This is a genomic window from Pseudomonas sp. B21-028 (assembly GCF_024749045.1).
Classification (GTDB): Bacteria; Pseudomonadota; Gammaproteobacteria; order Pseudomonadales; family Pseudomonadaceae; genus Aquipseudomonas.
Window position 1 is genome coordinate 5,045,661 of record NZ_CP087184.1, and the last position, 14,327, is coordinate 5,059,987.

The following is a 14,327-nucleotide window of genomic DNA, read 5'->3' on the forward strand; positions in this document are numbered from 1 at the left end:
TTGGGGGCGCTTCGCACCCCAGCGGGGATAAATCCCCTCGCCACAAAGAAGCCAGTCACTTCACTGACTTTTTGTCAGGACCACACCAAAACCTCTTTACCCAAGCTTTACCCACCCCTGACCGCCGCTGACCTTCATCTCCGTAATCTGCACACATCCGGAACTGACCGGGAATGAGACAAGGAGAGACACCATGCGCAAGACCCTTATCGCTCTGATGTTCGCCGCCGCCCTGCCGACCGTGGCCATGGCCATGCCGGAAGGCGCTGGCCCGATGGGGCCGATGGATGGCCCGCGTCACGGCCAGATGCACAATAAAGGCCCATACAGCCAACTGGACCTGACCCACGAACAACGCCAACAGATCCGCAGGATCATGGGCGAACAGCGTCATGACCGTCAGGAGCTGGTGGAGAAATACCTGGCGAAACTGTCGCCGGCCGATCAGAAGGCCATGCAGGATGAAATGAAGGCACGGCACGATAAAGTCGATGCCCAGATCCGTGGTCTGTTGAAACCCGAGCAACAGAAAGAGTTCGACGCGATTCAGAAGAAACAGGCCGAGCGTCGCGCCGAATGGGCAGAATTCAAGGCCTGGAAGGCGCAACAGCCGCAAAAAGCGCAATAATGCGCTGACGTTCCCCAGCCCAGCGGCTACGTGCCGCTGGGCTTTCCCTGTTTCGAGGATTTACCGTGCGTTCATTGTTCTGGCGCATCCTGGCCAGTTTCTGGCTGGCCATCACGCTGGTTGCAGGGCTTTCCATCCTGTTGGGGCACATGCTGAACCAGGACGCCTGGATTCTCAGCCGCCATCCGGGGCTCAACACCCTGCCCGAAGAGTGGACGCAAACCTACGAAAGCCAGGGCGAAGACGCTGCCCAGGACATTCTGCAACAGCGCAAACGCCAGTATCACATCGACGTCCAGGTGTTCAACGAAAGCGGCGACCCGGTTGTGCGCGGCACGTTTCCCCATCGCGCCGCCGCCTTCGAGGCACGACAAAACAAAGACGACCGACGCCTGCCCTGGCGGCGACTGACCGACGAGCTCACCAGCGCCAAGACCGGCGACACGTACCTGTTCATCTACCGCATCCCCCATCCCGAGCTGGACGCCTGGCACCGCGACAGCTTGCTCTGGCCCCTCAGTGCCCTGGGAATCGCCCTGGTGGTACTGACCCTGTTCAGTCTGCTGGTGACCTTCTCCATCACTCGCCCGTTGAACCGACTGCGCGGTGCCGTGCATGACCTGGGACAGACCACCTACCAACAGAACAGCCTCGCCAAACTGGCCAACCGTCGCGACGAGTTCGGTGTATTGGCGACGGACTTCAACCGCATGGGCGCGCGCTTGCAAAGCCTGATTGGCAGCCAGCGACAATTGCTGCGGGACGTGTCCCATGAACTGCGCTCGCCCCTGGCCCGGCTGCGCATTGCCCTGGCATTGGCTGAACGGGCCGGCCCCGAGGAACGTGAAAAGCTCTGGCCGCGCCTGACCCGCGAATGCGATCGCCTGGAAGCGTTGATCAGTGAAATCCTGGTGCTGGCCCGGGTCGATGCCGACAACGCCAGCGCCGAAGACGTGGACCTCAATGGCTTGCTGGCCGCCCTGCAAAAAGACGCGCAACTGGCCTCCCCCGAGCAAAGCGTGCAATTGAACGCCGAGCCGAACCTGACCCTCAAGGGCTGGCCGACCATGATCGAGCGAGCGGTGGACAACCTGCTGCGCAACGCCCAGCGCTTCAACCCTGCCGGGCTACCCATCGAGATGCGCGCGGTGCGCCAGGGCGAACGCCTCGTAGTGAGCGTGCGCGACCACGGCCCGGGCGTGGAGGCCGAGCACTTGGGTCAGTTGGGCGAGCCGTTCTATCGTGCACCGGGCCAGACGGCCGCCGGCCATGGCCTGGGCCTGGCCATTGCGCGCCGTGCCGCCGAACGCCACGGTGGTACGTTGATACTGGCCAATCATCCCGATAGCGGGTTCATCGCGAGCCTGGAGTTGCCGTTGGTGCCGGGAGCTGTCGTCCAGCCGTAATCTCATAAATGAAGCGATCAGTCTGTGGCGAGGGGATTTATCCCCGTTGGGGTGCGCAGCAGCCCCCTTGAGGCCTATCTGATGCGATGCGGTGGCAGACAGACTTGGGGGCGCTTCGCACCCCAGCGGGGATAAATCCCCTCGCCACAATGGAACAAACCGACCTCGAGCACACAGCCTCTCCCCCTATTCGAAGCTGCTCTGTGAACAACCAAACGATAATTCCTCTTATTCAAAGTCCCCGGTCCTGTTAGACTTTGCGCCCTCGTTTTACTCGCCTTCCAGGATGCTCGATGCCGTCGTTGCCTCTTCTATGCACGCTGCTCATGGCACTGTCCATGGCCATGGGCCTGAGTGCCTGCGATGATGCGCCACGCTTTACCCAGGCCGAACCCGGCGAAGCCCGGTCCGGTGGCGCCGCGACGGTTCGCAAGGCGGATCAGAACGCCTTTTCCCTGCCTTCGGCCAACCTGCCGCCCTCACGGCGCGTGGACTTCAGCGTCGGCAACAGTTTTTTCCGCAGCCCCTGGGTGATCGCACCATCGACCACCACCGCCCGGGACGGCCTCGGGCCGCTGTTCAATACCAATGCCTGCCAGAACTGCCATATCAAGGACGGTCGCGGCCATCCACCGGCGCCGGACGCGGCCAACGCGGTGTCGATGCTGGTGCGCCTGTCGATCCCCGACGCGCCGCCCTACGCCAAGGTCATTGAGCAACTGGGCGTGGTGCCGGAGCCGGTCTACGGCGGGCAGCTGCAGGATATGTCCGTGCCCGGCGTCGCCCCGGAAGGCAAAGTGCGGGTCGACTATGCGCCTGTCCCGGTGCGCTTCAAGGACGGCACGGTGGTGGAACTGCGCAAGCCGAACCTGCAGATCAGCCAGCTGGGCTACGGCCCGATGCACCCCGACACGCGGTTGTCCGCCCGTGTCGCCCCGCCGATGATCGGTTTGGGATTGCTGGAAGCCATTCCCGATGAAGCCATCCTGGCGAACGCCGAGGCCCAGGCGCGGGAGAAGAACGGCATCGCCGGCCGACCGAACCAGGTCTGGGACGATGTCCAGCAGAAAACCGTCATGGGACGTTTTGGCTGGAAGGCCGGGCAGCCCAACCTCAACCAGCAGAACGTCCACGCGTTCTCCGGCGACATGGGCCTGACGACAAGCTTGCGGCCGTTCGACGATTGCACCGAGGCCCAGGTCGATTGCAAGCGCGCGCCCAATGGCAATGGCCCGGATGGCGAGCCGGAAGTGAGCGACAACATCCTGCGGCTGGTGCTGTTCTATAGCCGCAACCTGGCCGTACCGGCGCGCCGGGACGTGAACTCAGCCCAGGTGCTGGCCGGCAAGAATCTGTTTTTCCAGGCCGGTTGCCAATCCTGCCACACACCGAAATACACCACCTCCGCCAACGCCGCCGAGCCAGAGCTGGCGAATCAGGTCATCCGCCCTTACACCGACCTGTTGTTGCACGACATGGGCGAAGGCCTGGCCGACAACCGCAGCGAATTCAAGGCCGGCGGCCGTGACTGGCGGACCCCGCCGTTGTGGGGTATCGGCTTGACCGAAACCGTCAGCGGCCACACCCAGTTCCTGCACGACGGGCGCGCCCGCAACCTGCTCGAAGCCGTGCTGTGGCATGGCGGCGAAGCGCAAGCGGCTCAGCGCCAGGTTTTAGCGTTCAATGCCGAGCAGCGCGCCGCGTTGCTGGCTTTCCTGAATTCCCTTTAAACAATTTTCCGAAACGGGAGTCCGACATGTTCCGTCCCAAGCTGTTGTTCACCAGCCTCGCCGCCCTCGCCCTTGGTGCCTGCTCGCCGCAGGACCCACAAGCCGTCACTTCTGCGGCCATCGCCAAGCAAGTGATCCTGCCGACCTACAGCCGTTGGGTCGATGCCGACCGGCAACTGGCGAGCAGCGCCCTGGCGTTCTGCCAAGGCAAGGAAAACCTGGACACCGCCCGCGCCGATTTCCTCAAGGCACAAAAGGCCTGGGCCGAGCTGCAACCGCTGCTGATCGGTCCGCTGGCCGAGGGCAACCGTGCGTGGCAGGTACAGTTCTGGCCGGACAAGAAAAACCTGGTGGGCCGTCAGGTCGAGCAACTGGTCGACAGCCAGCCGCAGATCGACGCCGCCGGCCTGGCCAAATCCAGCGTCGTGGTCCAAGGCCTCTCGGCCTACGAATACCTGCTGTTCGATGCCAAAATCGACATGGCCGACAGCGCGCAGAAAGCCAAGTATTGCCCACTGCTGATGGCCATCGGCGAACGCCAGAAACAACTGGCCGAAGAGATCCTCTCGCGCTGGAACACCAACGACGGCATGCTCGCGCAGATGAGCAAGTTTCCGAACCAGCGCTACGCCGATTCCCACGAAGCGATCGCCGATCTGCTGCGGGTCCAGGTCACCGCCCTCGATACATTGAAGAAGAAACTCGGCACCCCGATGGGCCGCCAGACCAAGGGCATACCGCAACCTTTCCAGGCCGATGCCTGGCGCAGCCAGTCGTCGCTGCAAGGCCTGGAAGCCAGCCTCAGCGCGGCCAGGACCGTCTGGGCAGGTGTGGATAACAAGGGCCTGCGCGGTCTGTTGCCAAGCGACCAGAAGCCCTTGGCCGACAAGATCGACGCCGCCTATGACGCCTCGTTGAAACTGTTTGCCAGCACCCAGCGTTCGCTGACCGAAATGCTCAGCGACGACGCCGGGCGCCAGCAACTCAACGACTTGTATGACAGCCTCAACGTCGTCCATCGTCTGCATGAGGGCGAACTGGCCAAGGCGCTGGGCATCCAACTGGGCTTCAATGCCAACGACGGTGACTGATCATGTTTCGACGTCAGGCCCTGGCACTGGGCAGCTTGCTGCTCGGCGCCGTTACCCTGGGTGGCTGGACGCTGTTCAAGCACAAGGACAAGCCTGCGCTGCTGCTTTCGGCGCGGGACGATGGTGACGGCAAGCACTACGCCGTGGGTTATCGACTGGACGGCACGCGGGTGTTCGCCACCCAGGTTGGCCAGCGCTGCCATGACATCGTCAATCATCCGTCGCAGCCGGTTGCGCTGTTCGTCGCCCGTCGCCCGGGCACCGAAAGCTACCTGATCGACCTGCGCGACGGCACGTTGCTGCAGACCATCACGTCCTTGCCGAACCGGCACTTCTACGGCCACGCGGTGATCCATCGCAGCGGCGAGTGGCTGTACGCCACCGAGAATGACACCTCTGATCCGGGGCGCGGCCTGCTGGGCGTGTACCGTTTCGAAGGCGAACGGCTGGTACACAGCGGCGAGATCCCCACCCACGGTATCGGCCCCCACCAGGTGTCATGGATGCCCGACGGCGAAACCCTGGTGGTGGCCAACGGCGGTATCCGCACCGAAGCCGAGAGCCGGGTCGAGATGAACCTCGATGCCATGGAGCCCAGCCTGGTCCTCATGCAGCGCGACGGCACGCTGTTGAGCAAGGAGACCCTCCCCCAGTCCATGAACAGTGTGCGCCACCTGGGCATTGCCAGTGACGGCACTATCGTTTCCGGCCAGCAGTTCATGGGGGACGCCCATGAATCCTCGGAGCTGGTGGCGATCAAGCGTCCGGGCCAGCCGTTCAAGGCGTTTGCAGTGTCCGAACAGCAATTGCAAGCCATGGGGCATTACACCGCCAGCGTCGCCGTGCACAGCGACCTGCGCCTGGTCGCCCTGACAGCCCCCCGTGGCAATCGCTTTTTCATCTGGGACCTGGACAGCGGTGAAGTCCGCCTGGATGCCCCTCTGCCGGATTGCGCCGGGGTGGGGGCAGTGGCGGATGGCTTCGTCGTGACCTCGGGCCAGGGGCGTTGCCGCTATTACGATTGCCGACAGGCCCAACCGGTTGCAAAGCCGTTGGACCTGCCGGCGGGGCTCTGGGACAACCATTTGCATCTGGCCTGATCGAGTGGGGCTAAGCTATCAACGCAAAGCCCCGTATTTCGGGAATATTCCTACACAACACAGGCCTTACAGGATCTGGAATCCCCAGCACACTCAGAGTAATGTGCCGGCCTGAATGTCTTTTCTAACACCTTTCCAAGGAAGTGGAACATGCTGCGACGCCGCATGCTGATCATGTTGGGGGTTGTCCTGCTGGTGGTGCTGTTGCTTGGCGGCTACAAAGCCTTCTCCGTCTACCAACAGATCCAGATGTTTTCTGTACCGAAACCACCGGTCAGTGTTGCCGTGGCCAGCGCCGCCGAGCAACCCTGGCAGAGCCGACTGCCTGCCGTCGGCAGCCTCAAAGCGCTGCAAGGGGTGGACTTGAGCCTGGAGATTGCCGGGACCGTGCAGAAGGTGCTGTTCCAGTCCGGACAGAAGGTCAAGGTCGGCCAGCCGCTCCTGCAACTGGACAGCGAGGTCGAAAGCGCCCTGCTGGAAACCGCCGAGGCCGACCTGGGCCTGTCACAACTGGACTTCGGTCGCGGCCGGCAACTGGTGGGCAGCCAGGCGATCTCCAAGGGCGAGTTCGACCGACTCTCGGCACAGTTGAAAAAGAACCAGGCCACGGTCAATCAGCTCAAGGCGTCGCTGGACAAGAAACGCATCGTCGCCCCGTTCAGCGGCACCATCGGCATTCGCCAGGTGGATGTCGGCGATTATCTGGCCAGCGGCACGGTCATCGCCACCTTGCAAGACCTCAGCAGCCTCTACGTGGACTTCTACGTCCCTGAGCAAATGGTGCCAAGGCTGGCTGTTGCACAAGCGGTCAACGTCGGCGTCTCGGCCTACCCCGGCCAGACGTTCGTCGGCGCCATCAGTGCCATCAACCCCAAGGTCGAGGACAGCACCCGCAATGTGCTGGTACGCGCCACCCTGGCCAACCCCGACGGCAAGCTGTTGCCCGGCATGTTTACCAACCTGCAGGTGATCCTGCCGGAGGTGGCGGCCGGGATCGTCGTGCCGGAGAGCGCCGTGACCTACACCCTCTATGGCAATTCCATGTACGTGGTGACGCAGAAGAAAGCCGCCGACGGCAATGTCGAGAAGGACGACAAGGGCCAGCCGGTCCTGATTGCCGAACGGCGCTTCGTCGAGACCGGCGAACGTCGTGACGGGCTGGTGCTGGTTACCAAGGGCGTACAGAGCGGCGAACAGGTGGTGATCGCCGGCCAGATCAAACTGGATAATGGTACCCACATCGCCATCAGTGACGACAAGACCCTGACCGAACAGAACAGCCCGCGACGCGCGGACTGATCAAGGAATCCCCATGGCTTTTACCGATCCGTTCATCCGCCGTCCGGTGTTCGCCACCGTGGTCAGCCTGCTGATCGTGCTGTTGGGCTTCCAGGCCTGGAGCAAGCTGCCCCTGCGCCAGTACCCACAGATGGAAAATGCCCTGATCACGGTGACCACCGCGTACCCCGGGGCCAACGCCGAAACCATCCAGGGCTACATTACCCAGCCGATGCAGCAGAGCCTGGCCAGCGCCGAAGGCATCGACTACATGACCTCGGTCAGTCGTCAGAATTTCTCGGTGATATCGGTCTACGCCCGTATCGGCTCCAACAGCGACCGGCTCTTCACCGAACTGCTGGCCAAGGCCAACGAGGTCAAGAACCAGCTACCCCAGGACGCCGAGGACCCGGTACTCAGCCGGGAGGCCGCCGATGCCTCGGCCTTGATGTACATCAGTTTTTTCAGCAAGGAACTGAGCAACCCGCAGATCACCGACTACCTGTCACGGGTGATCCAGCCCAAGCTGGCGACCCTTCCGGGCATGGCTGAGGCGGAGATCCTCGGTAACCAGGTCTTCGCCATGCGCCTGTGGCTCGACCCCATCAAGCTCGCCGGTTTCGGCCTGACCGCCGCCGACGTGACCAACGCCGTGCGCCAATACAACTTTCTCTCGGCCGCTGGCGAGGTGAAGGGCGAATACGTGGTCACCAGCATCAACGCCAACACCGAACTCAAGTCCGCCGAAGCCTTTGCCGCGATACCGCTCAAGATCGACGGTGACAGCCGGGTACTGCTGCGGGATGTGGCACGGGTGGAGATGGGCGCTGAAAACTACGACACCATCAGTTCCTTCGGTGGTACGCCCTCGGTGTATATCGGGATCAAGGCCACGCCCGGCGCGAACCCTCTGGATGTGATCAGGGAAGTGCGCAAGATCATGCCGGAAATGGAGGCCCAACTGCCGACGAACCTCAAGGCCGAGATTGCCTACGATGCGACCCTGTTCATCCAGGCCTCCATCGATGAGGTGGTGAAGACCCTGTTCGAGGCGGTGCTGATCGTCATCGTCGTGGTGTTCCTGTTCCTCGGCGCCCTGCGTTCAGTACTCATTCCGGTGGTGACCATCCCGTTGTCGATGATCGGCGTGATGTTCTTCATGCAGTTGATGGGCTACTCGATGAACCTGCTGACACTGCTCGCCATGGTGCTGGCCATCGGCCTGGTGGTGGACGACGCCATCGTCGTCGTGGAAAACATCCACCGGCATATCGAGGAAGGCAAGAGCCCGTTCGACGCGGCGTTGGAAGGCGCCCGGGAAATCGCCATGCCGGTGGTCTCGATGACCATCACGCTGGCGGCGGTGTATGCGCCGATCGGCTTGCTCGAAGGCCTGACGGGCGCCCTGTTCAAGGAATTCGCTTTAACCCTGGCCGGGGCCGTGGTGATTTCCGGAATCGTCGCCCTGACCCTGTCACCGATGATGTGCGCGATGCTGCTGCGCCACGACGAAAACCCTTCGGGGCTGGCCCATCGATTGGACATGGCTTTCGAGCGTTTGAAGAACCGCTACCAGCGCATGCTTCACGGCACGCTCAATACCCGGCCGGTGGTGCTGGTGTTCGCCGTGATCGTCCTGCTGCTGATTCCTGTACTGATCATGTTCACCAAGTCCGAGCTGGCCCCCGACGAAGACCAGGGCATCATCTTCATGATGGCCACGGCACCGCAGCCCACCAATCTCGACTACCTGAACACCTACACGGATCACTTCCTCGAAATCTTCAAGGAGTTCCCGGAGTACTACTCTTCGTTCCAGATCAACGGCTACAACGGCGTGCAGTCCGGCATCGGCGGTTTTCTGCTCAAGCCCTGGAACGAACGCAGCCGCACCCAGATGGAAATCCTGCCTGATGTCCAGGCCAAGCTGGAAAGCATCCCAGGCCTGCAGATCTTCGGTTTCAACCTCCCTTCCCTACCGGGCACGGGTGAAGGCCTGCCCTTTGCCTTCGTCATCAACTCCCCGAAAGACTACGCGACGCTGCTGGAAGTTGCCGAGCGGATCAAGAAACGCGCAGTGGAATCCGGAAAGTTCGCGTTCATGGACATTGACCTGGCCTTCGACAAGCCCGAGGTCGTCGTCGACATCGATCGTGACAAGGCCGCCCAGATGGGGGTCTCGATGCAGGACCTGGGCGGAACCCTCGCCACCTTGCTCGGGGAGTCGGAGATCAACCGCTTCACCCTCGAAGGGCGCAGCTACAAGGTCATTGCCCAGGTCGAACGGCCGTTCCGCGACAATCCTGGCTGGCTGAACAATTACTACGTGAAAAATGCCAAGGGTGAATCGCTACCGCTATCGACCCTGATCAAGGTCAGCGACCGGGCTCGCCCGCGGCAACTCAACCAGTTCCAGCAACTCAATGCGGTGACGATTTCCGGCTTTCCCGTGGTGAGCATGGGCGAGGCCATCGAGACGGTTCGCCAGATCGCCCGGGAAGAAGCGCCGGTGGGGTTTGCCTTCGATTATGCCGGGGCCTCGCGTCAGTTCGTTCAGGAAGGCAGTGCGTTGTGGGTCACTTTTGCCCTGGCGCTGGCGATCATCTTCCTGGTGCTGGCTGCCCAGTTCGAGAGCTTTCGTGACCCGCTGGTGATCCTGGTGACGGTACCGCTGTCCATTTGTGGCGCACTGATTCCGTTGTTCCTCGGCTGGTCGAGCATGAACATATATACCCAGGTGGGATTGGTGACGCTGATCGGCCTGATCAGCAAGCACGGGATTCTGATCGTTGAGTTTGCCAACCAGTTGCGCAAGGAACAGGGCCTGACGCCACGGGAAGCCGTGGAACAGGCCGCGTCGATTCGTTTGCGGCCGGTACTGATGACTACCGCCGCCATGGTGTTTGGCATGGTGCCGCTGATCCTGGCCACCGGCGCCGGAGCGGTGAGCCGCTTCGACATCGGCACGGTCATCGCCACCGGCATGTCGATTGGCACCCTGTTCACGCTGTTCGTATTGCCATGTATCTACACGCTGCTAGCCAAGCCGGATAAAGCCTGACCAGTGGCAAGGGGATCATTGTGGCGAGGGGATTTATCCCCGCTGGGCTGCGAAGCAGCCCCATCAAATGCAACTCGGTGTGTCAGATTGATTGAGTTGCCTGCAAAGGGGCTGCTTCGCAGCCCAGCGGGGATAAATCCCCTCGCCACAAATGTTTTTCCGATAAATAACCAGACATAAAAAAAGGCCACCCGAAGGCAGCCTTTATTTGGGCTCCGTGACTCTCAACTCTGCGGCCTCACGCCTTGGGAAAGACTGAACATGAACAGCAACAGGTCATTATCCGGCCGGACCACCTCGCTGGCCTTGGCCACCCGCGGCAAAGGGCAATAAGCACCAGAGTGGGAGGCACTGAGTATCTGAGAACGGGGCTGTTCCCACACAGCCACCGCCATTGACGCAACTGCCAGGGCTCCGATTAAAAACACACCTCTAGCAATTTCCAGTTTCATCGTCATAAGCCTTTGATAGCGCTGCCAAACGCCGTCTCATAAAAGTAGACGAGTTTTTTCCAGTCAGAATCGCTGAACGACGAATGGCGCCGGAGCTGTTTCATGTCATGGGATGCAGCCCGTCGGGCGGTCAGGCGCCGGCGACACTTCTCCAGATCCAGCAGCGCCACTTCGGGCTTGGCCGCCTCGCCCTCCCCGGTCACACGCACAAAAACATGCTTGATGTAGATGCAGCTGTGTTGCCATCGGCCCTTGTGCATGCGGGCCAGGTTTTCGGCCAGCTCCCGAAGGACCTGGTCATGCACCGCTTCGCCGTGACGCTCGCGACCGCCGCCGGCATACCAGTGCTCGATCTCCTCGAAACCTTCAAGCGCACGAGTCACCAATAACGCCCGCCACTTATGGTCCGGGTCCGGTTGGGCAGCACAGAAAACCAGCTCGGGTACCCGGACGTTGAGTCGAGGCAACGCCAGGAGCGCGTCCTGCTCACGCAGCACGGTCGGACGACCGAACGGATGCAGCCAGCTGCGATAAATGTGTCCAGTCTGGCGCTTGGCATAAAGCAGCTCGCCATCCTTGCTGATGATCCGTTGCACGCCACTTTCTCCACCACGACGCACGTTGGGCTCTTCTACCCATTCACCCTTCATGCTCCAGTAATGGTCGAAGCTGCTGCGGGAAATCCCAGGAGTCTCTGCTACCTGCGCAACCATGCTGTTACCTCTTGCGTAATACATAAACTCGCCACATGGCGTAGAGCGGTAGGAAGTCCAGTTGTTCCTGGATGCGAAACCCGGCCTGCCGAAACTCCTCTTCTACTGTAGCGACCGGTAACACAAATCGATTCTGGTAGTCTTTCTGCCCACGGCTACGTTCCTGACGCTTGCGTTTCCAGGCCTTGAAATTGCCATCAACCCACAATGAAATAATCACGCTGTCACGGCTGACGCGCGCGAATTCCTTCAGAATCGCCAGTCGATGCGCGGGTTCACCGATGTGATGAAGCAGGCGCATGCAAAAAATGCTGTCGACGGCGTTATCAGGCAAGGCGATGTCGAAGGCAGAAGTGTGCAAGGGTTGTACCCGTTTCACGACATCGGCGGGTTGAGACTCCATTGCAGTCTTGAGCATGGCCTCGGAATTGTCCGCGCCGATGATGACGCGATTCGGTTTTTCCGCCAGCGAGGACCAGAAGCGCCCTGCACCGCAAGGCAGATCCAATACCAGGCCCGGGTCACCGGCCAGTGCCAATGCACGCTTGGCCAGTTGTTGATCTCGCTGATTGGAGAGACGGCGACTCAAGCCGCTTCGATGCTTGTGAAAGTATTTCCGGGCATGCTGCTCGTCGTACTTTTCGGAAAAATCGAGCTTGATGGGTTTGGACATTAAGGGGACCTCCTTTCCAGACAGGTCCAACTTATGAATCGGTGTGTCATCGCCTTGTGAAAAAAAAGTCATGCAATCTTCGCAATGATTACAAAATTTTTCAGGACACACTCAATCCTTCGGATTCAATTCAACCTCGAAACGGCAACCGTTGGGCTCCATCGTACTGAGACTCACCATCCAGCCCTGGTTCTCGCAAATCCGTTGTACCAGCGACAGCCCCAGCCCAAGCCCCTCACCGCGCTTCTCATTGCCGCGCACGAACGGTTCGAACATCGCCTCGCGCTTCTCCTCGGGAATACCCACGCCGCTGTCCTCCACCACGAATCCGGTGCCGTAGAGGGTGAGACGGATAAAGCCCTGATCGGTGTAATGCAAGGCGTTACGCAACAGGTTACCCATGACCGCTGTCAGGAACGTGGCGTTATAGGGTGTGTCGAGAGGCTGTCCCGGTTCGAAAATCAGCGTCAGGCCTTTGGACTCGATGGCCGCACGCCATACCCCGAGGAGATTTTCCGCGACCTGACCAAGGGTCAGGCGAGGCGACATGCCGTTGTCCTCGCGCTGAGCCCTGGCAAGCATCAGGAACGTTTGCACCAGTTCGCGCATCTCTTCACTGGCGCGGTTGATGCGCTCGACCTGCAGGCGACCCCGCTGATCCAGTGCCGGGTTTTCCAGCAACAGTTCACAGGAGGTCGCCAGGACCATCAACGGCGTGCGAAGCTCATGACTGACATCACTGGTAAACAACCGCTCGCGGGTCAGGGCCTGGCGCAACCGCCCCAGTGTCGCGTCGAATGCCACCGCCAGCTCGCCCACCTCATCAGCGGCATAATCAGGCGCCAACGGAGGGGCGAGTCCAAGAAGCTGGTCGCGGTGCCGCACTTGCCGGGCCAAACGCACCACCGGCGCCATCACCCGGCGCGCCAGGATCCAGCCAAGGAACACCGCCAGCGCCAGGCTGAGCACAAAGCCCACCAGCACGACGGCGAACAGCACCCGCTCGCGCTCTTCGAAGTCGCTCTGGTCCTGCAGCAACACGTAATGCCGGCCGTCAACGATCTCCACCATGGCGTGATAGGACAATTGCTCGCGAAACACTTCGTGGAAGCCAGGCTCCAGGTGACGCAGATCCTTGGGCAATTCGAAGTCACCCGGGCCGCCGCTGAAATAGAACAACTGGTCAGGTTCCGGACGATGATTCCAGTCCGAGACACTGTCCATCAGCAACAGGCGTTGCAGGTCGCCACCCAGTCCGGAAGAAATCAGCTTTTCTTCCACCAGGTGTACCGTCGCCACGATCCCCATGGCGAAGGCTCCGGCCACCAGCGCACTCATCAATGCAAATGCAATGATGATCCGTTGGGCAAGGCTCTGCTTAAACTCCATCGCGGCCCTCGGCCAGGCGATAACCGACACCGTGCACGGTATGCAGCAAAGGCTTGTCGAATGGTTTGTCGATCACCTGGCGCAATTGGTGGACATGGCTGCGCAGGCTGTCGCTGTCCGGGCAATCATCGCCCCATAGGGCTTCTTCAAGGATTTCCCGACGCAGCACGTGGGGACTCTTCTGCATCAGTACCGCCAGCAACTTCAGGCCGACCGGGTTGAGCTTGAGCAGCTTGCCCTCGCGGGTCACTTCCAGGGTATCGAGGTCATAACTCAGGTCGCCGACCTGCAACGCACGCCGGCCGCCGCCCTGGGCCCGCCGCATGACCGCTTCGATCCGGGCCGCCAGTTCCGACAGGGCGAAGGGTTTGATCAGGTAATCATCGGCCCCGGATTTGAAGCCCTGCAGGCGGTCGTCCAGTTGATCCCGGGCGGTGAGCATGATCACCGGCGTATCGCGCCGGGCATCTTCACGCAGACGCTTGCACAAGGTGTAGCCGTCGATGCCCGGCAACATGATGTCGAGCACGATCAGGTCGTAATGCTCGGTCGCTGCCAGGTGCAGGCCCGACAGACCGTCCTGGGCGCAATCGACGGTATAGCCCTTGAGCCCCAGGTAATCGGCCAGATTGGCCAGGATGTCGCGGTTGTCTTCGACCAATAGAATTCGCATGGGCATCTCCTCTGCGCACGTGGACAGTCGTCGTGGCCCGCGCAGCTTAAGGCCAAGTAAGGCTCGCGGCTAGCGGGACGAGCTCTTTGATGGCGTTGCGCGAATCTTGACGAGTTTTTCACTATGCCTTCAC

Annotated in this window: 12 protein-coding genes; 7 read left to right on the top strand and 5 right to left on the bottom strand. The window is 61.2% G+C overall.

The window, feature by feature from the left end; all coding sequences use genetic code 11:
- Positions 1–193 precede the first annotated feature (193 nt).
- The 7 genes from LOY35_RS21770 to LOY35_RS21800 all read left to right on the top strand — a co-directional run bounded on the left by LOY35_RS21770 (position 194) and on the right by LOY35_RS21800 (position 10,294).
- Positions 194–628, top strand: a complete 435-nt coding sequence (locus tag LOY35_RS21770) for a Spy/CpxP family protein refolding chaperone (protein WP_258627022.1) — start codon at positions 194–196, stop codon at positions 626–628.
- Positions 629–693: 65 nt separating this feature from the next.
- Positions 694–2,034 (top strand): cell wall metabolism sensor histidine kinase WalK, encoded by a 1,341-nt coding sequence (locus LOY35_RS21775; RefSeq protein ID WP_258627024.1) that lies wholly within the window; start codon positions 694–696, stop codon positions 2,032–2,034.
- Positions 2,035–2,327: 293 nt separating this feature from the next.
- The gene (locus LOY35_RS21780; RefSeq protein ID WP_258627026.1) at positions 2,328–3,764 is read left to right on the top strand and encodes a di-heme oxidoredictase family protein; all 1,437 of its coding nucleotides are present in this window, start codon (positions 2,328–2,330) and stop codon (positions 3,762–3,764) included.
- Between the two features lie 26 nt (positions 3,765–3,790).
- Positions 3,791–4,855: an imelysin family protein gene (locus tag LOY35_RS21785; protein ID WP_258627028.1), complete on the top strand. Its 1,065-nt coding sequence runs from the start codon at positions 3,791–3,793 to the stop codon at positions 4,853–4,855.
- Between the two features lie 2 nt (positions 4,856–4,857).
- On the top strand, positions 4,858–5,955 hold the full coding sequence (locus LOY35_RS21790) for a DUF1513 domain-containing protein (RefSeq protein ID WP_258627031.1): 1,098 nt from the start codon (positions 4,858–4,860) through the stop codon (positions 5,953–5,955).
- A 150-nt stretch (positions 5,956–6,105) separates the two neighbouring features.
- Positions 6,106–7,254, top strand: a complete 1,149-nt coding sequence (locus LOY35_RS21795) for an efflux RND transporter periplasmic adaptor subunit (protein WP_258627038.1) — start codon at positions 6,106–6,108, stop codon at positions 7,252–7,254.
- Between the two features lie 13 nt (positions 7,255–7,267).
- Positions 7,268–10,294 (top strand): multidrug efflux RND transporter permease subunit, encoded by a 3,027-nt coding sequence (locus tag LOY35_RS21800; RefSeq protein ID WP_258627040.1) that lies wholly within the window; start codon positions 7,268–7,270, stop codon positions 10,292–10,294.
- A 224-nt stretch (positions 10,295–10,518) separates the two neighbouring features.
- Here the strand turns inward: LOY35_RS21800 and LOY35_RS21805 are convergent, their stop codons facing one another.
- The 5 genes from LOY35_RS21805 to colR form a co-directional block, all read right to left on the bottom strand.
- Positions 10,519–10,746, bottom strand: coding sequence for a hypothetical protein (locus tag LOY35_RS21805; RefSeq protein ID WP_258627043.1), 228 nt, complete (start codon positions 10,744–10,746; stop codon positions 10,519–10,521).
- A gap of 2 nt (positions 10,747–10,748) precedes the next feature.
- Positions 10,749–11,459, bottom strand: coding sequence for a lipopolysaccharide kinase InaA family protein (locus LOY35_RS21810; protein WP_258627047.1), 711 nt, complete (start codon positions 11,457–11,459; stop codon positions 10,749–10,751).
- A 4-nt stretch (positions 11,460–11,463) separates the two neighbouring features.
- Positions 11,464–12,132: a class I SAM-dependent methyltransferase gene (locus tag LOY35_RS21815; RefSeq protein ID WP_258627050.1), complete on the bottom strand. Its 669-nt coding sequence runs from the start codon at positions 12,130–12,132 to the stop codon at positions 11,464–11,466.
- Positions 12,133–12,243: 111 nt separating this feature from the next.
- On the bottom strand, positions 12,244–13,521 hold the full coding sequence (locus tag LOY35_RS21820; RefSeq protein WP_258627054.1) for a HAMP domain-containing sensor histidine kinase: 1,278 nt from the start codon (positions 13,519–13,521) through the stop codon (positions 12,244–12,246).
- Positions 13,511–14,194 carry a two-component system response regulator ColR gene (colR, locus tag LOY35_RS21825; RefSeq protein ID WP_025215158.1) on the bottom strand — a complete coding sequence of 228 codons (684 nt, stop codon included), beginning with the start codon at positions 14,192–14,194 and terminating at the stop codon, positions 13,511–13,513. The genes LOY35_RS21820 and colR overlap by 11 nt, the downstream gene beginning before the upstream one ends.
- Between the last annotated feature and the right edge of the window lie 133 nt (positions 14,195–14,327).